This is a genomic window from Vibrio sp. 10N.261.52.C11 (genome assembly GCF_041471405.1).
In the GTDB taxonomy this organism is placed as follows: domain Bacteria; phylum Pseudomonadota; class Gammaproteobacteria; order Enterobacterales; family Vibrionaceae; genus Vibrio; species Vibrio crassostreae_C.
Map to the genome: position 1 here is coordinate 1 of NZ_JBFROI010000080.1, position 23,419 is coordinate 23,419.

Annotated in this window: 17 protein-coding genes and 8 pseudogenes; 8 read left to right on the forward strand and 17 right to left on the reverse strand. The window is 39.5% G+C overall.

Going from position 1 to position 23,419, the window contains the following annotated elements; translation table 11 throughout:
* Positions 1–255, reverse strand: a 255-nt coding sequence (locus AB4323_RS22635) for a hypothetical protein (RefSeq protein WP_372153410.1), incomplete at its 3' end; no start/stop codon positions are given.
* Between the two features lie 208 nt (positions 256–463).
* On the opposite strand from AB4323_RS22635, the gene AB4323_RS22640 reads away from it, so the two are divergent.
* Complete coding sequence (locus tag AB4323_RS22640; protein WP_229648109.1) at positions 464–646, forward strand: transposase; 183 nt, start codon at positions 464–466, stop codon at positions 644–646.
* A 341-nt stretch (positions 647–987) separates the two neighbouring features.
* A pseudogene (locus tag AB4323_RS22645) lies at positions 988–1,118 on the forward strand (IS630 family transposase); the annotation flags it as partial.
* Positions 1,119–1,296: 178 nt separating this feature from the next.
* On the opposite strand, the gene AB4323_RS22650 reads toward AB4323_RS22645, so the two are convergent.
* The gene (locus AB4323_RS22650; protein WP_132968965.1) at positions 1,297–2,031 is read right to left on the reverse strand and encodes a hypothetical protein; all 735 of its coding nucleotides are present in this window, start codon (positions 2,029–2,031) and stop codon (positions 1,297–1,299) included.
* Positions 2,032–2,437: 406 nt separating this feature from the next.
* The gene (locus AB4323_RS22655; RefSeq protein WP_371729309.1) at positions 2,438–4,492 is read right to left on the reverse strand and encodes a hypothetical protein; all 2,055 of its coding nucleotides are present in this window, start codon (positions 4,490–4,492) and stop codon (positions 2,438–2,440) included.
* 401 nt (positions 4,493–4,893) lie between these two features.
* Here AB4323_RS22655 and AB4323_RS22660 point away from each other — a divergent pair.
* Positions 4,894–5,068: pseudogene (locus AB4323_RS22660) on the forward strand (IS3 family transposase); the annotation flags it as partial.
* 119 nt (positions 5,069–5,187) lie between these two features.
* On the opposite strand, the gene AB4323_RS22665 reads toward AB4323_RS22660, so the two are convergent.
* The 5 genes from AB4323_RS22665 to AB4323_RS22685 are packed head-to-tail and all read right to left on the reverse strand — an operon-like array spanning position 5,188 to position 11,156.
* Entirely contained in the window at positions 5,188–5,823 is a 636-nt protein-coding gene (locus tag AB4323_RS22665) for a LysE family translocator (protein WP_229648111.1), read from the reverse strand.
* 11 nt (positions 5,824–5,834) lie between these two features.
* Positions 5,835–6,239: a GNAT family N-acetyltransferase gene (locus tag AB4323_RS22670; RefSeq protein WP_229648112.1), complete on the reverse strand. Its 405-nt coding sequence runs from the start codon at positions 6,237–6,239 to the stop codon at positions 5,835–5,837.
* Positions 6,240–6,241: 2 nt separating this feature from the next.
* Complete coding sequence (locus tag AB4323_RS22675) at positions 6,242–9,067, reverse strand: AMP-binding protein (RefSeq protein ID WP_229648113.1); 2,826 nt, start codon at positions 9,065–9,067, stop codon at positions 6,242–6,244.
* Positions 9,068–9,070: 3 nt separating this feature from the next.
* Positions 9,071–10,372, reverse strand: coding sequence for an aspartate aminotransferase family protein (locus AB4323_RS22680; protein ID WP_229648114.1), 1,302 nt, complete (start codon positions 10,370–10,372; stop codon positions 9,071–9,073).
* A 10-nt stretch (positions 10,373–10,382) separates the two neighbouring features.
* Entirely contained in the window at positions 10,383–11,156 is a 774-nt protein-coding gene (locus tag AB4323_RS22685) for a hypothetical protein (protein WP_229648115.1), read from the reverse strand.
* A 389-nt stretch (positions 11,157–11,545) separates the two neighbouring features.
* Here AB4323_RS22685 and AB4323_RS22690 point away from each other — a divergent pair.
* The 3 genes and pseudogenes from AB4323_RS22690 to AB4323_RS22700 form a co-directional block, all read left to right on the forward strand.
* Positions 11,546–12,045, forward strand: a pseudogene (locus tag AB4323_RS22690) (transposase); the annotation flags it as partial.
* Positions 12,046–12,301: 256 nt separating this feature from the next.
* On the forward strand, positions 12,302–12,790 hold the full coding sequence (locus AB4323_RS22695) for a PadR family transcriptional regulator (protein WP_102428398.1): 489 nt from the start codon (positions 12,302–12,304) through the stop codon (positions 12,788–12,790).
* Positions 12,791–12,964: 174 nt separating this feature from the next.
* Positions 12,965–13,144 carry a hypothetical protein gene (locus AB4323_RS22700; protein WP_016800071.1) on the forward strand — a complete coding sequence of 60 codons (180 nt, stop codon included), beginning with the start codon at positions 12,965–12,967 and terminating at the stop codon, positions 13,142–13,144.
* Positions 13,145–13,745: 601 nt separating this feature from the next.
* Here AB4323_RS22700 and AB4323_RS22705 read toward each other — a convergent pair.
* Positions 13,746–13,895 (reverse strand): annotated as a pseudogene (locus AB4323_RS22705) (transposase); the annotation flags it as partial.
* A gap of 960 nt (positions 13,896–14,855) precedes the next feature.
* On the opposite strand from AB4323_RS22705, the pseudogene AB4323_RS22710 reads away from it, so the two are divergent.
* Positions 14,856–15,215: pseudogene (locus AB4323_RS22710) on the forward strand (hypothetical protein); the annotation flags it as partial.
* A gap of 13 nt (positions 15,216–15,228) precedes the next feature.
* On the opposite strand, the gene AB4323_RS22715 reads toward AB4323_RS22710, so the two are convergent.
* From AB4323_RS22715 to AB4323_RS22730, 4 genes and pseudogenes are all read right to left on the reverse strand, one after another.
* Positions 15,229–15,459 carry a hypothetical protein gene (locus AB4323_RS22715; protein ID WP_016800070.1) on the reverse strand — a complete coding sequence of 77 codons (231 nt, stop codon included), beginning with the start codon at positions 15,457–15,459 and terminating at the stop codon, positions 15,229–15,231.
* Positions 15,460–15,825 (reverse strand): type II secretion system pilot lipoprotein GspS-beta, encoded by a 366-nt coding sequence (gene gspS2, locus AB4323_RS22720; protein WP_016800069.1) that lies wholly within the window; start codon positions 15,823–15,825, stop codon positions 15,460–15,462.
* Positions 15,782–16,907, reverse strand: a pseudogene (locus tag AB4323_RS22725) (alanine/ornithine racemase family PLP-dependent enzyme). The gene gspS2 and the pseudogene AB4323_RS22725 overlap by 44 nt, the downstream one beginning before the upstream one ends.
* Positions 16,904–18,109 (reverse strand): DUF1611 domain-containing protein, encoded by a 1,206-nt coding sequence (locus tag AB4323_RS22730; protein WP_017103259.1) that lies wholly within the window; start codon positions 18,107–18,109, stop codon positions 16,904–16,906. The pseudogene AB4323_RS22725 and the gene AB4323_RS22730 overlap by 4 nt, the downstream one beginning before the upstream one ends.
* A gap of 1,086 nt (positions 18,110–19,195) precedes the next feature.
* Here AB4323_RS22730 and AB4323_RS22735 point away from each other — a divergent pair.
* Positions 19,196–19,381, forward strand: coding sequence for a hypothetical protein (locus AB4323_RS22735; RefSeq protein WP_017103258.1), 186 nt, complete (start codon positions 19,196–19,198; stop codon positions 19,379–19,381).
* A 1,009-nt stretch (positions 19,382–20,390) separates the two neighbouring features.
* On the opposite strand, the pseudogene AB4323_RS22740 reads toward AB4323_RS22735, so the two are convergent.
* From AB4323_RS22740 to AB4323_RS22755, 4 genes and pseudogenes are all read right to left on the reverse strand, one after another.
* A pseudogene (locus AB4323_RS22740) lies at positions 20,391–20,627 on the reverse strand (recombinase family protein); the annotation flags it as partial.
* Positions 20,628–20,718: 91 nt separating this feature from the next.
* Positions 20,719–20,979 (reverse strand): annotated as a pseudogene (locus AB4323_RS22745) (resolvase); the annotation flags it as partial.
* Positions 20,980–21,104: 125 nt separating this feature from the next.
* The gene (locus tag AB4323_RS22750) at positions 21,105–22,019 is read right to left on the reverse strand and encodes an AAA family ATPase (protein ID WP_017103257.1); all 915 of its coding nucleotides are present in this window, start codon (positions 22,017–22,019) and stop codon (positions 21,105–21,107) included.
* Positions 22,016–23,041, reverse strand: a complete 1,026-nt coding sequence (locus AB4323_RS22755; protein WP_016800063.1) for a hypothetical protein — start codon at positions 23,039–23,041, stop codon at positions 22,016–22,018. Before AB4323_RS22755 ends, AB4323_RS22750 begins: the two co-directional genes overlap by 4 nt.
* Positions 23,042–23,419 lie beyond the last annotated feature (378 nt).

A 23,419-nucleotide genomic window follows, 5' to 3' on the forward strand; every position in this document is an offset into this window, starting at 1 on the left:
TAATAAGTTAATGTAAATTATATTAAAAAAAGAATAACCTTGAATTCTAATTTCAGCACCGAGCCTACTGCATAAATACAACGTTGCTAATCTTCTTTGAAAATAACGTCTAACGCCCAGGACTCTGGCTCTCAATGTGCCAAAGTTTTCTTGTCGCTCTTGAGCGGCTTTGTTGAAGCGCTCATTTAATCGCCAATTTTTGAGTTGAGAGCCTTTTCCTATATTCTTATCATACCTTGATGTATTCACTCTCATAATCATACCTTACAAACACAATCAATCCAGGCGTCAACACTTCAAAAAAACACACCTACCGACAAACCAATTATATTGCGTGACCGAGGGCGGATTGATATCTGATTATCAGGCGACATTATGGATAATTGGCAGAGTGAGCAACGCACTTATGATGGAACAGGCTCATCCCCAATACCCTGATAGCACAATAAGAGCGTGACATTATTTGAGACTGGTCTTCAAACAGCCCCTACGCCAACTTCAAGGTCTCATCGATAATCTATTAAAAAGAATGGGGGACGCAGATCTAGCCTGTCCAGACTATACCTCTCCTTCTAAGCGCTTATCTCAACTAGGTCTTAAGAAGCCCGCATTCAAATCCACATATAAACCGAATGAGGGGCCGTAGGGGCACTGTGTGAAAAAATTGATATAGATGCAGACCATGTTTCAGCGGATAAAATGGACGATACCGATGACGTCTAGGACGCATTATCGAGCAAATTTCCTGAAGCCGATATAATCATTCCTCCCAAAGATAATCTGCTTGCTGTCGACGCTCGCAATCCTAAAAGGATGAGAAATTTAGTGGCGTATCTGCATTAGGTCCCCAATTACACAGTAGAGACTTTGAAAACAACAACAGGAAATGATGCTAGCGGCATGATTTACACAGCTTGGTATGCCCGACAGCTACCGAGTCGCTTAATGATGTCAAAAGACAAAGTGGGTTGAGTACTGCAACAAAGCCACGAGAAGTCGAGAAACAACGTTTACTTCAAAACTAAACGAGACTTCAAGGCGGCGATAGACCAATTTTTTCTGTGACTCTTCCAGAGATCGCAGGCTCTTTGGCATCTCAGATTAATGATAATTTTTAGGTACTCAAACCTGCACCTTCAAGTTGATTCAATATATATGTGCTATGGGTGGGCTTTATTCTGTCATAAAAATCCAATTTTAATGCGAGTTATCTATATATTTCTTCTGCTTGCTTTGACATCATAATTATCTCTTTCAGTTTGGCTTTAGCGACCTCTTGCGCCATGTAATGCCTAACTAAAAGCAGTTAGGTGTTGAAAAACCCATCCTTCGATAATTAGTCTCAAGAACATCCGAGATCATAAAAGCAGTAACCTTCTTTATTTCACCTCCGCCTTTCTTTAAATCTCGAATTATCTCCCTACCATTTTCAACACTCGCTCTTTTAACCGCTCCCGGTCTATTAAGCCTAGTGTTAACAATGTTATCGGGGTCTGACATCACTTGAGATATGCTTCTTTTTTCTAATGCAGTCCAATCCTTAACCTCACTAATCACTACATTTTCACCTTTATATGAAGTTGAAAAGTATAATTTATTAGAATCTATTACATCTGAGCCCAAGGTATCAGAGGCACTTTCTAAAAAATCGTCATTGAACTGCAAAGCCTCTGTTACGCTACTTTTAGTACTTTCATTTGGAAATGGTATTTTACCTTCCTCAATATCAGCCAAAATATTTTTGTTCTTTTCAAGCATACTTTTTACATTCTCATATAGCTTTTTCCTAGCTTCTGAATGTTCCAAGGGTTTATCTAAAACTAACTTTTCAGTAGAGAAACCGACTTTTGAAAGCCTTGCCTCCCCATTTTGAATTATTATTTTCGGCCTGATCGAGTCTAATTCACTTGGATTTATTTTAGTTACATCAATTTCAAGACTCCCAGACATCGAGCTAAATGAAATTGCAGAGAGTAGCAATATCAAAAATGTATTTATAAGATATTTAATTTTATATTTTCTTCCCATCATGATTCACCTCTTCAAGGAGTAATTGGTCTATGGTAATCCGGGGAAAGGAGAAGCCAACCCATTGTAATTCCCCTCAATAACATCAGAAACTACAAAAGCGGATATTCACCTAACGTTCGGATTATTTGACTTAAAATCTCTCACCACACTTCTATCTGTTTAGCACTGCACCTTTAAGAACCACATTAGTATTTACAATGTTGTCTGGATAACATGACGCAAGAGAAATACGCTTGCTCTTAACCTTAGGTCGCTCGAACGTTAGACATCAAAATGGATTATCCTTTGATTTAATTAAACTAGTGCCTCTTCCTATAGTCTTGATTTTTAGTTAATCAACTCAAAAAAATCATTTTTAAAACTTTATCTAAGATACTTTTTCCCTGCTCCCATCACAATATTCGACCTAATTGGCGTGATGCAGGCGCATGGGTGGTCCTGTTTGAGAAACAGGAACCCATAAATTGATAGTGTCATCAAGGTACCTAATTATTTTATTATTATCTTCATCTAAAAAAGGAGTTGAGTTAAACGCTAGCCAATCAAAGTTTCCGCTTGAATATTTATGTACTTCTTGAGAAGAGTAATTTACGAGTTTACTGTTTTTATTTAGCGCAACCAGGTCGTCACGTAAATCGCTCAAGATTACAGCAGCGGCTTCATTTTCCCAATCACTTAACTTTTGTAGCTTCTTCACGTAATTATCGATTAATGCGCCCACAACGTTAAAGTAACTATTTTGAATAGAGCTAGTCATTTGAGCATAATCAATGAATCGTAATGATGTCTCATAGTTATCACCACCTTGTAGACTCATTAATGAAACAGCATCATTTAATGCAACATCTACCTTTTTCTTTAGGCTTCCATCAGCCACATGTTTATCGATTTTCTCAATAAGCGAATTTAATTTTTCTTGACTGATTGGCTTTAATGAAATTTCTGATTTATCTACTAATTTAGTATTAACCAGGTCTTTAGCTGCATGATAAGAACTCATAATTTTGTTTTTAAGGGTGGAATGTTCCTCTCCAATTTTCGAATATGCATCATTAATTAATTTTGTAAACTTGGTCTCATCAGTCACATCGACGCCTTGGCTAATTAGTGACTTTGTTATGGCAAAAATAAATGGAGCAACATCAATTTTGGATTTAATATCATTCATGACAGAGCCTTGAATTATTGAGCTTTCAATTGGCATAAATATCGATATAAAAATAAGAAAACCTTCTTCAATCTTTACCTCTGAATAATCAAGGTTTTTCAAAATATGATGCCCAAAATATAACCAAGAATAGTATTTTTTTAGAACATCATTATATGGGGCTATCATTGATTCCTGAAGACTATGGATAAATTTTGTATCTGTAAGCATATCTTTGAATTCAACAACAAGATGATCGCTATTGTCATATATTACATCTACTGTCCTCTCTAAAACTGGGAAAAATACATCATTCAACCAACGCATATTTGGTATTGCAACATTTTTTATCGATTTTGAAAATCGGATGCTGTTTGTGCCTTCATATGATGGATGGAAATTTGCATTATTTAATGGGACATGTCCGAAACTGCTTATGTATTTCTTCCCTGTCAATGAGGTTGAATACCAGTATTTTAAATTTTCCTTTAATCCGATTAGGTGGCTAATAGTTACTGGTAATTCACTTGAAACGAATTGCGTGGTTATTGGGGTGGATACTGTGTTATCTTTGAAATATTTATCTACTCTATTAGAGTAATTATCATTAATCAATCTATATGCTAATTTGTGGAAACTGTTTTTATATAATTCAACTGTTAATTCTCCAAAATGTTTATATTCATAATTATAAATCTCATCATTATCACCTCGGATTATTTTTTTAAGCTTTAGTAGTGATGCGTCTGTTTTATCAATTGCTTTTGAGTAGACACCCATCAAAGTGCGATCGGACTCTTCCATCTTGTTGATGACCCCAGCCATTTTTATATCACCATAAATTGCAATCCCTTCAGCGATGAGAACACCTATAACTGGGTTTATAGCTTCCGCAATTGACTCGGAGAAAATTGAGCCGATAACTTCCCCTGCAATTTCCGGGGCTATGTAGGAGCCCAAAAGAACGGCACCACCAGTGATTTCATCAGCATTTTTATTTTCTATGCCGTCAAGCAATTCTAATCCACCACTTACAACGCCAATAGCTCCACCAATTTTCTCTGCCAACTCCATTGCTCCGGTTTCAAATTCTGGTATAACCTCACCAATTTCTTCATTAGTAATCTTTTGGCCAATGGGAGTTTCTTTTTCTGATATCGGTGAGATGTCCTCTTGAAAATCATCAACCTCTTTTTCAAGAGTTGTAGTTTTACATGCTTCCCCCTCATCCAAAATAAAATAGAAAGAGTTAGCACTATTGGCAAATAATACCGCTCCGATTGATAGTCCAATAGTGCTTATTTTAAACTTCATTGTCCATTCCCCCGCCTAAAATATGATTTTTTGAAAATTTTGATGGAATTAAAAAATTGGTAAAACTGACAATAGACTATTTCAATCAATCAATAAGAACATTTAAATAATTTATGTTTTATTTATATTGAAAAATTATCATCTTTACTAATTCAAGGAAAAAGCATGAGCCACACCAAGAGTTTTTGACTCTGAGTTAAGTGAGAAAGAGCTTGCGGTTGAAAATGCAGCTAGAACAATATTAGTCAAAAACAAGATTATATGTAGTAAAGCGGAAAGGGCTTTCAATAAAGGAAATACAAAGGTGTTTGAAACATTATATAGTTCGTTAACTTTACCCAATTACATTCAAAGACCTTTCAGTTATGACGTAAGTGTTGATATAGGGGCGTCAACGCCAGTTTTTCCACTTAATGAAAATAGAACGTCCAATACGAGCCGATAATGACGAGAGAAGATCTGCGCCAAGCACTCTTCGAATACATCGAGGTTAATTATTACCGAACAAGAAGGCACAGTGCACTTGAATATCTAAGTCCAGTAATTTCTTGTCACTTAGCAAACCAGTCAGTCTGACAAGTGTAGAGCACCCTTATCAAATAGGAAAACACTTATTCATATGAAGGTAAGACAACTTTTCCCTCACCAAATTTTTGTGAAAGAAAAGACTCTACAAACAGTTACGCTTCCCCAATTTATAGACTCGTCGAAAAAAGATAGATAAGGTAAAGGCTCATTAAAACAAAGAAAAATCCTGCAATTTTATTGCCCCACTGTTCAATGTATCTTGACACTATATGTGCCCGCATCCAGTAACCAATGACAGCATACATCGAAAGCACTAGTGCCGTCGAAATACCGACAATCCCCAAACAGATCATATAATCACTGATATTACTATTCGTAAGGTCAACAAAACTAGGTAAGATAGAAGCATAAAAAAGGATAGTTTTTGGGTTCCCCATAGCTATAGATAGCCCGGCAAAAAATTCCTTTGTTGAGAAATCAGACGTTGAGATATCGGTTTCACTTAAATGAGGAGAAGCCGCAATAATTAGACTATAGCCTATCCACCCTAAGTATATGGCACTAACAAATTGTACGAAGTGATAGATTCCTTGGACGCCGTTCTGAGCAAGTGCCGTATTGATGCTAAAATATGCAATGCTAAAAAATAACATAGCACCTATGACAATTCCTAAGGTCGTTATTAAACCCGACTTAAGCCCGACCCCCATACTTTGAATCATCACTAGCAACACACTTGGACCAGGTACTATTGATAGTAGCGTAATTGAAGCTGTAAATAATAAGATTGTGGTAATGTCCATGCCATTGCCTTTTAATGGTCTGTGCCTACGTAAACCCACATAGGTTTAATATCTGCAACATGAAAGCCAAACTTCTCGTAGAATCTAAATGCTTGATTATCACCAAGTAAAACTTTTTGATGGAAGTGTTGGTATTTTTTCATGGTCTTGCTCATCAATTCACTGGCAATACCTTTCGATTGATACTCTGGAAGTACTAACAAATGGCTCACGTACACAACTAAATAGCCATCGGAAATAGTTTTTACTAGACCGACCAAGCGTCCTTCTGAGTAGGCGCAGTACAGTGTGTGAGCCCCATTAAGGGCGAGCATAAGTTCATCAAGTTTATGTGCCGAACTCCAACCTACAGATTGATAAAGTTCAAAGACATCCTGACGTTCAGGAAGAGTATTACAGGTGTATTCAATTATCATTATCAGATTTCCTTTAAGTTTCGATGTAAATAATCATTATCAATAAGTGGCCAATAATGCGCTGATTTTCTCGGTTCTAAGTGCTCACTAGATTTATCGAACAGGTGCCACTGTTCGTTTTCGTTGGCACTCATCAACGCATCAAGAATCAAAATATCGTGTTTCTCCAAGGTTGAAACCGATGATTTTGTGATTATCTGATCAATAATATTTTGGGGTTCTTTGTATTGTATAGAAACCTGACTTGGAAGAAGGCTCTCAAGCAGATACCTAAAATCGACTTTTTTACTAGGATAAAGAGCCAATATTTGGGGGGGATAAGAAATCTCTAATTTAGAATTAAAGATTGAGACTATCGCCGAGCAAGCTACATCGATTGGCGTATAAGATACATTACCATGGTTGATAACAAGTTGGTTTAGCGACTTAAAGACACGTAAAGAGGAAACTAATAAAGAATTGCTATTCGGCACTTTATATTTGTCTGATGGCATCAATTCCCCTACTCTCGAAATCGATACTTCTATATTAAACTTAGTGAGTTCTGTGACTCGCTTTTCTCCTTCAAACTTAGTCTGGGCGTACCCACTCACTTCAGCGCTCGAATTATTGTTTATCAATTTTTCAACAGCCAGACTCGACACGTAGTGAAATTTACGTGCGTTTGCACGAAGAGCAAATTTGCATACTTCTGTTACACCTTCTGCGTTAGTTAAACGTAATGCTTCTGAGCTCTTGTTTAAGTTAACGACTGCCGCCGTATGAAGAATATGAGAAGTATGAAGAGCCAACTGATCATACCTTTCCGAAGATAATCCCATCTTATCTTGCGTGATATCACCAGCTACGACTGTTACACGCTTCCAATCAATTTGATTCTCAATTTTGTACTGTTTTGCACAATCAATTAACCTTAACTTTGCGTTTTCGTCAGAACTTGCTCTCACCAAACAAGTTGCTTTATGACTACTCTCTACGAGCAATTCACATAATAAATGAACCCCGAAATAACCACTTGCTCCAGAAATAAAAACGGATTCAGTAAATGATAGGTGACTAACTGGTCCTGAATACATTTCAATATTGGTCCTGAATTCTTTAGTCGAGCTACTGGTAACCGAAGATTCCAATTCACTAATCGTTAATATACTGGCTATGTCTTTAGATGAGATCCTTTTCCCTAGCTGTTTTTCAATATCTATGGCTATGCAGAGCAGATTGATTGAATCAATCCCTAGTTCCTCAAAACTCTTTTCTGGCGCGATGTCAGAAGAGACACAATAGTTGGACAGAATATTAACAAGTTCGGGGATAAGGCTGCACTCTGCTTCAGTGTCCTTGAAAAGCTTCAGAAGACTGGCTCTCTCGATCTTTCCGTTGTTGTTTCTTGGAAAATCATCTACTTTTACTATTCTTTGGGGTATGAACTCCGAAGGTAAACTTTCAGACAACGTTTGGCGTACATCTTTTTCATCTACGGCCGAACTCCCAGTTACCACCGCCAAAATTTGTTTAGAGTTAGCATTTTCATCTACGGCGACTTTAGCGCATGAAATGCTTGGAATAGCCTCGAGCGCCATTTCAATTTCTGTCAACTCAAGACGAACTCCATTCAATTGGACCTGGCTATCTTCTCTCCCATGGAAAAATAAGACCCCATTCTCAAGGCTTCCTATATCACCCGTTAGATAACAGGGTTCATAATCGCCTGAACTACGCCTAATACTTCTAAACTTGAGAGTTGTTAATTCTGGAAGACCAAGATAACCGAGCCCTAAACCAACACCTAACACAGCAATTTGTCCCAAGACACCTGGTTTATTTATTTCGTTGAGTTGGTCGTCCAGCACTACATAACTAGTGTTGGCTATAGGAAGACCCAGTGGAACACTATTCTCCTCGTTCCCGTTAAAGTGATGAAACACGAAGCCAATGGAAGCTTCTGTTGGTCCATATGTATTAGTGACTTGGATCCATGGACACAATAACCTAATAGTTTTTATCAACTTGAGAGATACCTCTTCTCCCCCAACAAGAATATTCCTAAAAGACTTAAAGTAGTCACTCCCTCTGGCCCTAGAAGCCATATACTGTAGATAAACCCCTAAAACAGAAGGGACAAAGTCTGCCATTACAATCTGCTCTTCCCTGATAGTATCCAATGTTGCTTGTATATCAAGAATCCCTTCTCGCATTGGAATAACTACTTTGCCACCAGTCGTTAACGGCCACAACAATTGCCAAAGTGATGAATCAAAAGTATGTTTGCTATTTTGTAAAACTGCATCACCCAGCTCAAGTTGAAAAGCTTTGGACATGACGTCAAACCGGTTGGCTAACCCTGCATGCTGATTTAGGCAGCACTTTGGCTCGCCAGTGGTTCCTGATGTAAAAAAACCATACGAGATAGCTCCAGGTTCAGGTAATTCAAACGTAATATTCTGGGTTGGCAAATTTACAGTATGGTCGTAATATATACTCGTCTGACAGGCATATTGCTTGGTAGTAGCTATAACTATCTCGGAATCAATAGTCTTTAACATTTTGGCCATTCTGGCCTTCGGGGTATCTACATCTAAGGGAACAAAAGCACCACCGGTCATCCAAACCGCCAACAATGAAATAACATAGTCAATTCCCCCTTGTGAAATAATAGGCACAATAGTTCTTGGGGAAAGACCAGCTTCTAGTAACTCACTTGACAATTCCTGAGCATGGCATATTAAATCAACGTAACGTATGCTTTTACTACCTTGTTTAATCGCTACAGCATCAGGGGAGAGTTGAGATTGATGTAGTATTTTTTTTAATACAATATTAGATGACATAACTTACTCGTGGCATATGGTGTTTAAATGAAAGGCTATTAATTGAGCTAACTCAAGTATTTGCTGCTCCGTGTGTTGACTACAGAAGAACAGTGGCTCTTCTATCGTTGGTGGAATTAAATAGCCCTGCTCACAGAGTTTTTGATGTAGCGAGGAAAAAATGGTTTGATCTTGCTTCTGGACGTCATCCAAAGAGGTGAGATTAGTCAACGACTCAACAAGTATTAAGCTAACCAATGGTCCTTTCTTTACAACATTGAAGTTGATACCGTACTCTTTAAATTTGTAACTCAACTCTCTTGTAAAAACGTCAGTAATCGCGTCAAGTCCTTCATAGACACTTCCATCTTCTAATGAGCGTAACGTACTAATCCCTGCGGTCATTGTCAGTGGATTCCCAGCGAAGGTCCCACCTTGGAATACACCACCTTCATTACTAACTTGCGCCATAACAGAATCTGAGCCGCCATATGCGCCAATTGCTAGACCACCACCTATTATTTTGCCAAATGTTGTAAGGTCTGGATAAATTCCCAACTCATTTGAAACCGGACCAAACCCAAATCGGTATCCAGAGACAACTTCATCAAAAATCAGCAGTGAATTTTGTTTAGAACATAATACTCTCAGTGTTTTTAAGAACTCTATTTGCGCTGGCACTAACCCCATATTAGTGGCAACGGGCTCAATGATCACTGCAGCGATTTCATCACTGTACTGGCTAAAAATCGATTTAATCTGCTCTATATCATTATATCGACAAGTAATTGTGGCGTTTTTGAAACTTGAATGTATGCCGTCCGTGCCGAAATTATCAGAAATTTCCTTCTTATTAGCACCACTTAATATAGTGTCACAATGACCGTGGTACCCACCGGAAAACTTCACCACTATTTGTTTCTGTGTAATCCCCCTAGCTATACGTAGGGCAGTCATTACAGCCTCAGTACCGCTGCAGGTGAAACGAACTTTGTCTATGTGCTTTGAAGAGTTAACTATTATCTTTGAAAGCTCAGCTTCACTCCTATGAGTTAAGCCAAGTACCAATCCCCTAGATGCCTGCTCTTTGATCGCGTCAACCACACAATCGGGTGAGTGACCCAGCAAACAGGGACCTAACCCCATTATAAAATCGACATAACGAGTACCCTCAGAATCCCAAATATATGAACCACTCGCTTTATCAGCTATGATCATTGGCGTGGTTACTTCAGAGAATTTTCGCCCTGGTGAATTTGCTCCACCCGAAATGTAAGTGGCGAGCTCCTTGATAATAGTGTGACGTGATCTGTTACTGTGCTTCATAATGTCGTCCCTAACTATAGATATCTAGAGTTGTCTCAATGGACAGCTCTCTTTCAAGATCACTCGTTGAAGCCCAATCCATATTAACGATCAATCGACGTGAATCTTTTGTCAGAGGGTGCACTCTGTGTAATGTCGTTCCGGATTTGAAAAAATAAAAACCGCCCTTGTTGAAATGATAAGACTCAATGGCATTATTAGTAATGACGTCATAAACCGCGGGATTTTTTTTATCCCACTTAGTATTATGAATACATTGCGTGAACCCACCACACGACGCGTCCGGAATATCAATTAACCAAACAAGACCGAAACTGAAATCGTCCCAATGCCACCCATGAGTATCACCTTTCCGCTCAAGTAATGAGATTGCAATTTGCTCATCTTCAATTGGGCATTGGTGAACGATTTCACCAGCTATATGTGAGAGAAAGCGTCGGAATGGTCTAGAATCATAAATGGCGGCAATTAAAGGCGAATTTTCACGGCAGATGGTATTTCCTACTGTGATCATGTTACGTTCGGTATCCGAAGTTTCTTTGACAACCAAACTTTTTCGCTTGCCATAATGTTCCACTAAGTTTGATGCTTCCTCACTCAATTCAAGCCACAAATTTTCTGGCAGTATATCGGCGATGCAAACCAGAGGCTTTTTTGAAAATTGGGATTGAAGCTTACAAATATCTGCTTGAGTTAAACTGTCTATAAAATTCTGAAAAGCAGCGTCAATCCTTGATTGTCCATATTGCATGATGAATGTATCCTCATAAATTAAAGTTTTCATGCTAGATTCGAGTTTATAAAAATCAAAGAATAACGCTTAAATTCCGTTTTTTAATGAGGGAAGATAACTATTTATCCAAATTTATCTGCAAATGAATAAACAATTTATTACGTCTGAAAAATATACCTTTGCAGTCATCTCTTAAGGCGCGACCCAGAACAACGATAACAATACAAATATAACTAGTTGGAGTTTCCACTCAAATATCCTTTGAAACTATAATAATGACTAAAATAAATGTGACGACTGTAATCATCTTGATAAAATGCTTAAAACCCATCAATTAAACAATTAATTTATGATTTAATTTATTCCCCTCGGTTTTTTGCGCAACTCAATGGAAATAAGTCAGCAACCTATGATCTGAGCAACTACATTCACTCTCCTTCTTAGCCTCATGGATTGATGAAGAGACGATAAGCAGGTGGGCGCAAAGCAAACCGAATAAGCGCGGGAGACCACGTCGGTTTAGTGGTTTAGTGATTTAGCTCTCACGACAGCGCTCATGGTGAAACGCGGCCACTGAGAGCGCTACAAGGATTTATCGACTCGATATTTAGACTTGCCCATGTTCCATTAAGTTGTCCGCATTACACTTGCATCAGTCGTAGAACAAAGCAAGTTGAGGTCTCATTTAAGACTAAAACGAGAGGAGCAATACAGTACCTAGCCATTGATGCTACTGGCCTTAAGGTTTATGGCGAAGTTCTTCCGAACTTACTGAAACAAACACGTCAAAGCACCCTTGAGGTATCTGGTGATGGCGCTTACGACACGAGATCGTGTCACGCTGCTATTAAGATTAAGCGAGCCGTTGCGCTTATTCCCCCCAAGAGAAGGGGCAGCCTTCTGGGAGCGTGGCCATCCTAGAAATCTCGCAATGGGCAGCTAGAAGTTATACGGCTCAAATAAATATTGGAAAGAGCGGTATGGTTACCACAAAGCCTATCAACAACTCAAAATCAAAAAACGGATAATTATTAATTATTAATTATTAATTACCCTTCAACCTCTTGCGATAGCTGACAAGAAGAAGCATAAAGACGTCAGGTTAATAATCGTCCCAATAATGATGAAAGTCGTTTCACTTAACATCTCAGCGCATTCAAGCCGACCGCATTGTAATAATTGAAGGAACTAAAAAGATGTCACTACGTTACGTCATATTGACGTATTTAAATGAAAACCCCCACTCAGGTTACAGCGTCACCAAAGAAATCAACAAATCCCATTATTGGAGCGCCGTCCTACAGCATACTTATCGAGAGATTAAGGTATTGCACAAAGAAAGATGGATAGAAGCGCATGCGAACTGTGCTTCAAAAGGCAACGCTTTCACTATCACCGAACTTGGTAAACAAGCGCTAATTAACTGGCTATCGACACCGGTGGCCACCTGTCAGCATAGAGATTCGTTTTGTATAAAATTGATGAATCATTCTCTCGCACCAACAGAATTAAGCCGTGAGATAGACCTCAGCATCAAAACCACCCTCACGGTATGTCAATATTACGAACGAACCTTGAAACAACCGCAATTAAACGCTCGTCAAACCCTTATCCTCAAAAAGCGACTCGCAGAAGTTCAATTGAATTTGGATTGGTTCCAAGACATCCAGAAGACCTTGTTTTGAAAACGTCCACTCAAAGCAAAGTCGTTAAAAAAGAAATTGACCACATCGCCAAATACATTACACCTCAAGTTCATTCTGGCCCCGTCAAGCACGCACCCAGAATGAACTTGAAGAGAACGACATCAGCCAAAATATTAAAATAGTGGGATTGATTCATAATAAGGAGAACACCTCATGGACAAAAGAACCGTACCAGCCCATCAGCGCATGGAAATACCGCTTAAACCCAACCACGCCTTACCATATCCAAGTAAAACCGTGCCAGAAAAATTAAAGCAGCAGACCAAAGTTCGTCGCCGCATTGAAGACATCCTTGAAGCCCAAGAATTTGATGCGCTTTGGAAGGATGGGTGAAATAGAAGACAATAAAGCACGGCCGCTTTGTCGCGTAATTCAGTTGAGAGACCATTTTTCACCGTTTGATATGCTTTTTAATCAATACGACAGGTTTCAGGCATCCCAAGCTTCTACAGCGCTTTGAGCATGTCTAAGTTTATGAAAGTAAACGTTTGTGATAACCAGACCGCTGTTTCCAATACTTATTGGAACCGGACACCTCCGGGCAACCAGCCGCGAGATTTCGGGAGGGGGATGAGCTCAAACGCGAGTTTAATCTGAATTGCATAGTAACAAGACCTCGTGTCATAGCGCCATCGCCAGATACCTCTATGAGACTTCGGCGTGTTTATTTGAGTAAGTTCGGGAGCACTTCTCCACCGGTAACATTAGATAAACTTAACTCAGCAGCAAGGATTTCCGGCGTCTTGGTATCGACCGCTAAGTGTAACTTTCGCCATACTCTAAGCTTCCCATCTGAACAAGGTTTTTTACTTCCTACTTACCTTCACCATAAACCTTGATGCCTCTCTACTCAATGGCTAGGCACAGCATTGCGCCTCTTGCTTTTGTTTTAGATGAGATATCTACCTCTTTTGCATGGCGAATGATACTTTTGTTATGTGGGCAGCTCAACGGAACATGAAGCTAGCCTAAATATTGAATCGATAGACCCTTGCAGCGATCTCAATGGCATAGAGAAGACTCGTTTCACCATTAACGCAGTGGTAGTAATAACTAAATCACTGAATCGACGTGACCTACCACGCTGGTTCTGTTTGCTTTACGTCCCCCCACTTATCGCCTCGGGACCTATCAGAGCTAATAGGAACTAATACAGGTAAAGGAGACCTCTTTTTATTTGTACTGCAATTTATCTAACTCATAATTGTCCGTGCGACCTGAAGTCGTATGAAGCGTTGTTCACCACGCAGAGTGAACCATCTGTATCACCAGATGACCCTAAGAGCCTGAATAAAGCAGCGGCTCTGACAACGTAACGAAGCTTGGTCGTTAGGCTGTGCGGGAGCAAAATCGTGAGAGGATGTTCCTCCTGATAACCTCAAAATCGGGTGAGTGCTAGGGAGTCAATATGATGAATGTAATGTGAATCCATTTAAGGCGCGTTATGTGATGAAACAGCGGAAGTGGTTAATACGCTGTAGCCAAAAGGCAACGAGAGTCGGAAAGAGATTGGACAATGCTCTTTCGTGGTCATTGTACTCTCCGCACCATTGTGGGCATCTAAGTTGACATTTTTACGCGACATACGGAACAGGGTAAGCCTGTATACCTCCCTATGGGAAAGCTACCTGTGAAGGTGGCCGATAGGTATGCAGGTAAAGGAGGTTAGAGAAAGCAAATGCCGCTTTGTAATGAAGTGGATACAGATTTTTATCTGGCGCGAAAGCGAGCTGACTTCTAACTGGTCTCCCGTTGCGAAAGAGTTTGAAGAACTTTATTGAAGAAGAAAAGCAAATGATGATTTCGAATGAAATTAGTGCATCTTCTTACAACGAACCGTGGTCTCTCAATTACTGAGTGCTCATTGGCGAGGTATTAAAGCTTCAAGTGCGTATCGCAAAGGTAATTAACACGAAGAGCTAATGTTGCGATCAACTTTTGGTCTCGCTCTAGTCCTATAACGATTTAATTACTGGGTGCTTCACTGTGCCTTTGTGGAGGCTTGAGCCGTATGCAGTGAAAGTTGCACACGGTTCTGAGGAGGGTGGCACCTGGTAACAGGTGCCGTCTATCCGACATTTCCTTTCGGCTTGAAGAGATTTGGCGGATCAAAACCAAACTAGAGATTGATAGTAGTTGGATGTAGCTTGCGTTACTTAACTGAGCCATTCTTGATAACAAACTAAGATCGAGTGATTTTCTCTACTTCCGGGGTTGCGAGGTCTCTTCGCAAAATAGGATATTTAGCCGTGTTAAGCAGATTCAGAGAAAAACAGACCTTGAAGTTCAATTTGAGAAAAAGACAAGAACTCAACAGAGTCTCATGAAATGGATTTTGATGACTTCCAACAGCCAGCAATTTTCTTTTCCAAGCCAAATGCGAAAGCAACAACCGATTAAGTATATACAGGCTTAAATTAAAAGTTGGAATGTTCGATTTTCTTCTTTGATTTGTAGGCTTTCATTGAAATTTTTAAGACAAGTTGTTCTTGTTTCGTTGAAATGAGCTGCTTAGTTAAAGCTTTGTGGTGTAGGTCCGTGATAAAGTTTTTTTCCCAAGGCGTAAGGCGGTCAAACCTTAATAAAATAGTGTCATTTAGTACATTGAACAACTCGTATTGGCTTTTATCCATTCGACTGCTGAGCATTCAATTAGAGCACTTAGCTAGAGAAATGACGTTAAGGCTTTCTACGTTATCATTTTTGCCTAAGGTAATGATTCGATAAGAGACCCCCCTCTCTAATAGTGGTCTTATTTCGATGTTGTCACAAAAACTAACGGCGACTTTTTCTACTAAGCTGTCCATATTCAAAGTTTTCTTTTTTACGAAAATAAGAGTGACACTATTGCCCTCTGACTGAGCATTTACGAGTGTGATTGAGCCTAACTCTTGTGGCAGTTGGCTTGAGATAACCGTCGCTCTATAATCGGCAAGCCCATTAGATTTTATTGGGCTTATCTGACAACCGTTAAGCATGACACTGACGAAGAAAATTACTGTTGTTCGTAGCATTATGCGCTTCTTCTCCCTTTAGGTGCCTTAAAATATTTATGGATATAACGTGAAGACATAGAAGATAAGAGCGCACTGTAATCTAAACTGAATGTGACTTTTTCCCCTACAAGTAGTGGTTTCTGTGAGGATTCAAGGACAAAGTGATCGCTAGTTGAAGACATGATCTTAATCCCATTCGGAGCCTTAAGCCCGCTGACACAAACATCTTGGCGGCCTAATGCCAGAATAGCTTGTGATACCTCCCCTCTATCTTGAAGGTTTTCTTTTTCACCAAAAGCATTTAACCCCCGACTTCCCCAAGGCAAAGTCGGTTTAATCTTGGATTCAATCACTTCAGCGGTCAAAGAAACCGCATCCGTATGTAAGCCTTTGATATTTTCGTGCTCTAAAGGCTCACAGCCTAAAAAAATTGCTTCTCCTATACGAAGGTTATTGACTCGAGTTAAGCCTGTTCTCTGAAGAGCCCAGTTAACTGAAGCAGAATTACCCCCTGAAATAATTTCTAGATTGACCCCAAATGTAGCTTCAATTCCATCGGCAAGATCAGAAAGAATATTCATATTTTGTTCATTTGGAGCGACGCCATACCGACAGGCTAAATTCGCACCAATTCCTTTTATCGTGATGTTCGGTAAAGAAATAATCTCTCGGATAAAATCAATCACGCGATTCGGCATCACACCTTCTCTGAGATCGCCAAGCTCAACCATAATAATGATACCGTGACGGCAATTTTGTTGTTCCGCTGCATGTGAAAGCCTCTGAATTACTTCAACTTCAGAATTTAAACTCATATCACTGTATTTTATTACACTCGCCACTTGACTTAGCATGGGCGTACGTATCAGCATTTTAGGGATAGCAATGCCTGATTCAGTCATCTTTTGAAGGTTTTCCATTCTTGAATCGGCTAACATTGTTGCGCCAGCATCAATAAGAACTTGTGCGATGATAGGGTGGCCGAGGAAGACTTTTGTTACAGGTGTAACGGATATATTTTTTAGTGAGAGCTGAGTGATCAGGTACTGAGCGTTATGGTGAATCTTCCCACAATCAATGTCTAATCTAGGGCAGTTCACCCTTTTGCGGCCAGTTTTCTTGCTATCATAGGGAAGGCTGACGTTACGATGTGCAGTAGATGTTCGACAGGCTGTGATAATGCATCAGTAACCGGTATACCAAATTCGGTAGTGTAGCTGTCTATCGCACGACAGGTTTCATCTAAAGACATATCTTCATGATTCAGTGTTAGTCCAATAACATCGGTATTAGAAAACGTTTCGATAAGATTGATTTCTGAAGCAATCGAAGGCATTGGGCAATCAGGAAAATCACTACGATATAAACGTTTAGGAGCATGTTGCAATATCACACCCGCTGGACAACTGCCACGTAAGATAAATGCGCTGGTTGAAAACGCAGGATGACTCAAGGCTCCTTGCCCTTCAATAATAATCAGGTCCGGATTTTCTTTTTCATAGGCCTGTACAATGACAGATTCCAACTCACCGGCACAAAATTGTGAAGGGACAGCATCGAGTGCAACGCAGTATTGTGCGCCTTGCATAATACCTGTTTGACCAGTGGCAATCAGAACGACGTTAAGGCCTTTTCTAGTCAGTTCATTCGCCAATATTGTTGCTGTTGTTCGTTTTCCTAGCGCGCAATCCGTCCCCATTACAGCAATTCTCGGACATTTAACGTTGTGTATTTTGCCGCTAAACGTTTTCAGATCGCCTTTACTTTTGGGTTTGCGAGTATCGAATATTCGAACGTTATTCTTTAAGCTAGCTTCTAAAAATAGAGGATCATCAGTTAGGAATTCATGCAAGCCATTTACGATGTTCATTCCTAGTGACATGGCATTTAAAATGATGCTTTTATCTAAGTCAGATAAAAAACCACTTGATGGCGCAATGCCAAAAATGAAGTAATCGGGAATGCTTTCCGCGTGAATGATAGCTTCTTCAGCATTGGCAAGGATCGGTATTCCATTGGCTTTGTTATCAAGTACTTCTCCAGCATCTAAGCCGGCAGATACACTATCAATAACCGATAGAATACGATAGCTTAATGAATGCCTCACTAGCCCATTAGCGGTTTTACCATCAATTTCACCGAAATTACCTTCGCAATATATAATTGCCGAAGGGATGACAGGTTTCACTTTCTGAGCAAGTGGTAGGCAAGGAGCAATATGAGTTACATTGTAGTTGGTTTTGAAATTTTCAATTCTAGTGAATTTGAAGATGTTTCTTAACTTTTGGGTTGAAATGGACATAATTAAAGCCTGCGGTGAGGCTTAGGAGGGCAACTAAGGAGTGCCGAGATGCGAGTTCGGAAAAGAAAAGAAGTCCCTACTAAGCGGTAGGGATAAAAACCAAGGTAACACACTTACCAGACTATTGTTGGTTAATATTAAGACACTTCTGCGTCTATCACTTTGAAAATTAGCCCTTACTAGAGTGAGTTATCGCCCGAGAATCGACTCAATTAACATCCTAATATCAACACAGATACCTAAACCGTTCAACTTCCTCATCAGTACGTGTTGGCATTGCTTTGATAAGTCTTCCTCTGCGCTTGGGAGCTCGTCTGTTTAGGTTTGGATGCTCTCACTTTTCGATTTTTAGGTTTACTCATAAACTGACCTGATAATATTCCACGAATGACTTCCCCTATCGCCTCAGAAGATAGCGATACTTGCGCATCATTCACATGGGCAAACGAAGCGTTGACGGAATACGCTTATGACCTAACAACTGCGGTGCCATTCATCATTTTTGACAAAAGACCATCTCAGCCCCGTCACCTCTTAAATTAGACAACCCATTAAAAGGAGCAATTTTAGCACCTTAAAACGATTTTAAGCTGCTTTGGCTCTTCCATACTTAAGATGTGTGATTAAGCTATTTTTTACGGTTTTGCTTAATGCCATCACAAGGATTCTCCATACAAGACGCTGCTGAACAGCATACTTAAAAATAGAACGAAGCACATCAAGGTTACGGTTGGCAGCGCCAGCCTAAGTCAACTAAATTCATCAAATCAACGTTGTACATGGTATGAATCAAGGCTACTGACGGGATAGCACACAAACTCTGGCAATAAATGTCTTTTCAAGGCACTCCTTGCTGTCCCTATCGAATCAAATTTCCATGTCGTGCACACCATAAACCATACATGACTCCTTAACCAATTCATCAAATTTATTGCAGGATTATTAGACAAAAAATCCCTTTATACAGAAACCAGTTCCAACGTGTTCCAATCTTAGCCGAGTGGTTAACTCGCGCAGCTCAAGAATCTACCTTACCGCCTTTTGACCACTTTTTTCTTAATTCAAAAAGAGTGGCAAGAGTTGAAAATGGCGAGTTGGCTACATAACTGTGGAAAAATCACGACACCCGAAGGTGTGGTCAAAAAAGCAACAAAACTGGAAGCGATTTATAACCGGATCCACGAAGTAAGAATACGCTTCAAGCTTCTTAAACGTGAGGAAGAAATTACGAAATTGAAGTCTTTGGTGCAAGCGTATCCAGTTGGATGGTGAAAGCAACTAATAGAAAATTGTGAACAGTTGAATCAATATTTTTAATTTTTAGCTCAGCTTAATTTGGGAGCAGAGTTTATCACACCAACTGAACCTAATATCGTCTCACGAATGTGGACTCTAACCTTAAGTAAACAACTCGGTACATCTTCAGAAGAAATGAAGCAGTACACGAAAAAAGATAAATACCCAGCCGAAGCAATATCAGGCGAATAAAGGATAAATGCACAACTTAGGTATTCAGAGCGGCACGTTAACAGAGAAAGAACGGTTTATCATCAACGATCACATTGTTCAAACCATCCATATTTTGGAGTAGCTACCGTTCCCACGACATATTCGAAACTTGGCAAAAATTGCGGGAGGCCACCATGAGAAAATTAATGGTAAGTGTAACCTATGGGCTTAACGGGCTCAGAGATGCCTCTTACCACAAAAGTCATGGCCATTGCCGATCTCTTTGAAGCGTTGACCCTGCTCTGTTCGCTTTTTTTTTAAGTTCGAGGGTTTGTAAACGTCTTACTGATGACTATTTACAGCCTGAGCAAATTGATGAAGTAAACATTAACGATTATTTAACGTGATATCGACGTTAAGAGCCTGTTCCTAGTCGTCATAAAGAGAAGAGGCCGATACGCGAACGTTGTTTCTCTCGTCCTTTCTACTTTCTTCGCAAACGTAATCTTCTCGCATCGGCTCAAAACTTGTTACGCCGTCACAATATATAATCCTGACACCTTAACCTAGATTGCCTTCTTCTAGTCTTATGGAGTCGGTAGATTCGAAATCCTTAACGAGCACCTCATGTACCTAAACCGCCTTTACGGTGGAGTCAAAATCGGTCGAATTCACCTAGATATGTCTCGGCGGATCTTGTGGGACAAACTGTCATGCGGCCTCCTAAAAACTGCATCGAACATAAAAACAAAACCCAGTACACTTAAACGTCCCCTCAACCGTTTTCATGAAACGTAAAGCTGGAAAAAACAAGCCCTATTTTCGTGCCAACCCCCTCATTACAGCGCTGCAAGATGTGTTTTCTTTCCATCTTGGTGGTGTAAATGATCCGGCCTACATAGCTATTGAGCTCCAAATAGCACAAATCATGAAAAACCAAACCGGCTTTCTTTTGCGCGAGCTGAGCGGTAATTTGCAATGCATCGATGGTATTACGCGCCATTCAATCGACTTTGGTAACGTGAATAATGTCCCCTTCCCTCGCAAAGCCCAACAACTGGTTTAGCTGTTAAATTTGAACGTCGGACGTTTAGTCTTGGGTACTGACACGGACATAGACAATTTTCATGAAATAAGCCTAGAGTAAAACCAAATTTGGCGCCTAGTACTGTTGCCATTATCCGACACAGCATTGAACCATCCAGTTGCAAATTCTGATTAGCAATATAGACGATGATTTTATTTTCCATGCTCACTTAGAGTGCTTTGAGCACTTGTGAGGTAAGACGTGCAATACGGCTGACTTCTACAAACACCAAATTACCTATCCCAACCTTTTTGGTAGAGTCATAGAGCCCGTGCTTTTAGTTTGCTACATATTGGTTGTCTGAAGAGACTCCTAAATATGCGTAGTTCACCATGTTTTCACCTTAAATAAGATTATCTAAGGTAGACAAAAAAGTGAACGGATATAAGAAAGTGCGAACAGAGTCAGACAAAAAGACAGCACCGAAATTCGGTGCTTTTTGAAAATGTGAGAGCTAGCTTACAAAACGTCTCTGAGGTTTTTACGCTCTTCAATTTCTTCTTGTTCCGGGATAGTTCCAGGCAGCGTAATTTTTTTTGGATTTTGCTTAATACTTTGCACCGATCGAACAGACTTAGACGTCTTGGATTTCAAACTGAATACCTGTGGATTAATCGTAAGGTTTTGTCTTACTTCAACCGCAAACCCTTGATTTTCATTTTCAGGTAAATAATTACTCTTAAGGTACTTAATCGACAGGAAATCCTTGTTTCTCTTTAACGTAAATAAGCACTTTGTTAATCGCATTATCGACGTTAAACCAGCCCCAGATGCCATGGTAATTTCTTGATTACCACGAATTTCCTCTTTATTCACATGATGAACAAGCAATAAACTAGCGCCTGATTCACTGGCAAGGCTTTGGAAGACATTTTTGATTAAGCGATCGTGTTTGACTTCCTCACAACGGCCTATTGACTCAGTCACGGTGTCTACTATCACTAAATCGAATTCAGAGAAAATTTGTTTGAGTTGTTCTAAATACTGCTTATGTTCTACTTTTTCTTGTGCAGAGCTGTCGGGCGGGATCACTATCGGTTCAATGTCCGTTAAAAAATGTAGATTTTTTTTTAGCTCTGACTTAATGGTGGCAGTGCAATTAACCAGCTTTTCTTTCATTCGAGATTGAATCACGCCAGCCCCGTCTTCTGAACTCAGTACCAAGGTTTTAGCCGGTTTGTCGGCCGCGCTCATCCCTAGTAAAGACATTGAAGAAGCGTGTTCCATCGCAATACAAAGTGCAAGGTGAGATTTACCGACATTCGGTGCGGCAATCAACATACCTACATGCCCTTTGAGTAAGCCTTTTATACTGAACTCTAGGCTTTGGCTCGCAGGTGAAGACATCAAGCTATCAAGAGATTGAGTAATCATGATTTACCCTCCCCAATATAAAAGATCTGTATACCATTACCAACATCGCGAAATTGAAGACTAAAATCTTTTTCAATTTGCACGGCATTGGCCAACAAATCTTTTCTTAGATCGCTCCGGAAGCTATGGCTGACTTTAGAAGCAATAGACTGAATGTAACTATCGAGCGCCCATTCAAACTTTTTGTTATGTAAAAATTCTGCTTTGTGCGTGGTAATGTATTTTAAGAATGAGCGAACTGACGGTTTACTATAGTTGGTCATTTTGTGTTGTTCTAATCGATAATAGTAACCATGGTCGCGTATCGCTTGTAGCAAGCGCATGTCTGGCACTAAGAATACATGGTTAGTTAGATTCTTACTGTTTTTACGGCCGGTTTTGAATTTACTTCGATCACAATAGAAACGGTAATCTTGCACAAATTCTAAGGGCTTTTTGCCTACAACGTTCTGTTCTTCATCGAGTTCATTAATCACCAAATGAGCCGTTGCCAATTGAGTAATACGACGCTCAATTTGATCGTAGTTCGGACGAGTTGTCGCCATTCCCATTCGGGTTGCTAGCTCATACATACTCATCGATAAAACGGTTGCATCCCGGTCAATAAAAGAGTCGAAACCATCTTGTTGAGTGTCAGAAATATCACCATCAGAAATGGTTTGATATACTTGGGACCAATTTAAACGAGATCCCGCTTCATAAGAAGCATCGTCGAGTTGAATAGTTTGAGCATAGGCCAGCATAGTCTCGAGGATATCGCGATGAGGTTGTAGGAGATAATCTACATGTAGATCAACCCTGAAGCTTTTCCCATAGCTATTAATATTAACACTCTCTAATGGGTGATTTGGATCTGTACCACCACTCTGAGCAATTTGAATCAATTTTGACTGCATCGTTGAAGTCAAACGAGAAGCAGGATGAAAAATAGTTGCTCGAGAGAAAAGAATCGATGAGATAAACCGATTTTTTCGGTCTTCTTCATTAATAACCGTCAGGCTAGAGTTGGATGATAACGTCATGATCATTACCTAAGAATGAGATAGTATCATTTTAACAGATAACCTTACTTACCTCATCAACTTCGGTAGATGTCTATATTATTTCGGTAAATATCTATAGCTCGTCACATAAATTATGTATAAATATCGGTAAATAACTACTTTTTTCGGTAAATGTTTAGTTACTTCGCAATGATCAAACTATGTATTTAATTCATAATTTATCTAATGCTTTGATCGTTTTATAACCAATTTAGGTTAATTATCATAAGTTAACTTAAATTAATGATCTTACCTTTTTTTTAGATCGGCTAATGTTAATACTAAAAAATCTTATTTCGGTAAATGTTTATATTTTTGATCGTTTAATATCAATATAAAATCGGTAGATGTTGATAT

What these genes read in the sequence shown, in the direction of transcription:
- AB4323_RS22650 (WP_132968965.1), bottom strand. Translation starts at nt 2,031, where the DNA reads ATGATGGGAAGAAAATATAAAATTAAATATCTTATAAATACATTTTTG.
- AB4323_RS22655 (WP_371729309.1), bottom strand. Translation starts at nt 4,492, where the DNA reads ATGAAGTTTAAAATAAGCACTATTGGACTATCAATCGGAGCGGTATTA.
- AB4323_RS22665 (WP_229648111.1), bottom strand. Translation starts at nt 5,823, where the DNA reads ATGGACATTACCACAATCTTATTATTTACAGCTTCAATTACGCTACTA.
- AB4323_RS22670 (WP_229648112.1), bottom strand. Translation starts at nt 6,239, where the DNA reads ATGATAATTGAATACACCTGTAATACTCTTCCTGAACGTCAGGATGTC.
- AB4323_RS22675 (WP_229648113.1), bottom strand. Translation starts at nt 9,067, where the DNA reads ATGTCATCTAATATTGTATTAAAAAAAATACTACATCAATCTCAACTC.
- AB4323_RS22680 (WP_229648114.1), bottom strand. Translation starts at nt 10,372, where the DNA reads ATGAAGCACAGTAACAGATCACGTCACACTATTATCAAGGAGCTCGCC.
- AB4323_RS22685 (WP_229648115.1), bottom strand. Translation starts at nt 11,156, where the DNA reads ATGAAAACTTTAATTTATGAGGATACATTCATCATGCAATATGGACAA.
- AB4323_RS22695 (WP_102428398.1), top strand. Translation starts at nt 12,302, where the DNA reads ATGTCACTACGTTACGTCATATTGACGTATTTAAATGAAAACCCCCAC.
- AB4323_RS22700 (WP_016800071.1), top strand. Translation starts at nt 12,965, where the DNA reads ATGGACAAAAGAACCGTACCAGCCCATCAGCGCATGGAAATACCGCTT.
- AB4323_RS22715 (WP_016800070.1), bottom strand. Translation starts at nt 15,459, where the DNA reads ATGCTCAGCAGTCGAATGGATAAAAGCCAATACGAGTTGTTCAATGTA.
- gspS2 (WP_016800069.1), bottom strand. Translation starts at nt 15,825, where the DNA reads ATGCTACGAACAACAGTAATTTTCTTCGTCAGTGTCATGCTTAACGGT.
- AB4323_RS22730 (WP_017103259.1), bottom strand. Translation starts at nt 18,109, where the DNA reads ATGTCCATTTCAACCCAAAAGTTAAGAAACATCTTCAAATTCACTAGA.
- AB4323_RS22735 (WP_017103258.1), top strand. Translation starts at nt 19,196, where the DNA reads ATGGCGAGTTGGCTACATAACTGTGGAAAAATCACGACACCCGAAGGT.
- AB4323_RS22750 (WP_017103257.1), bottom strand. Translation starts at nt 22,019, where the DNA reads ATGATTACTCAATCTCTTGATAGCTTGATGTCTTCACCTGCGAGCCAA.
- AB4323_RS22755 (WP_016800063.1), bottom strand. Translation starts at nt 23,041, where the DNA reads ATGACGTTATCATCCAACTCTAGCCTGACGGTTATTAATGAAGAAGAC.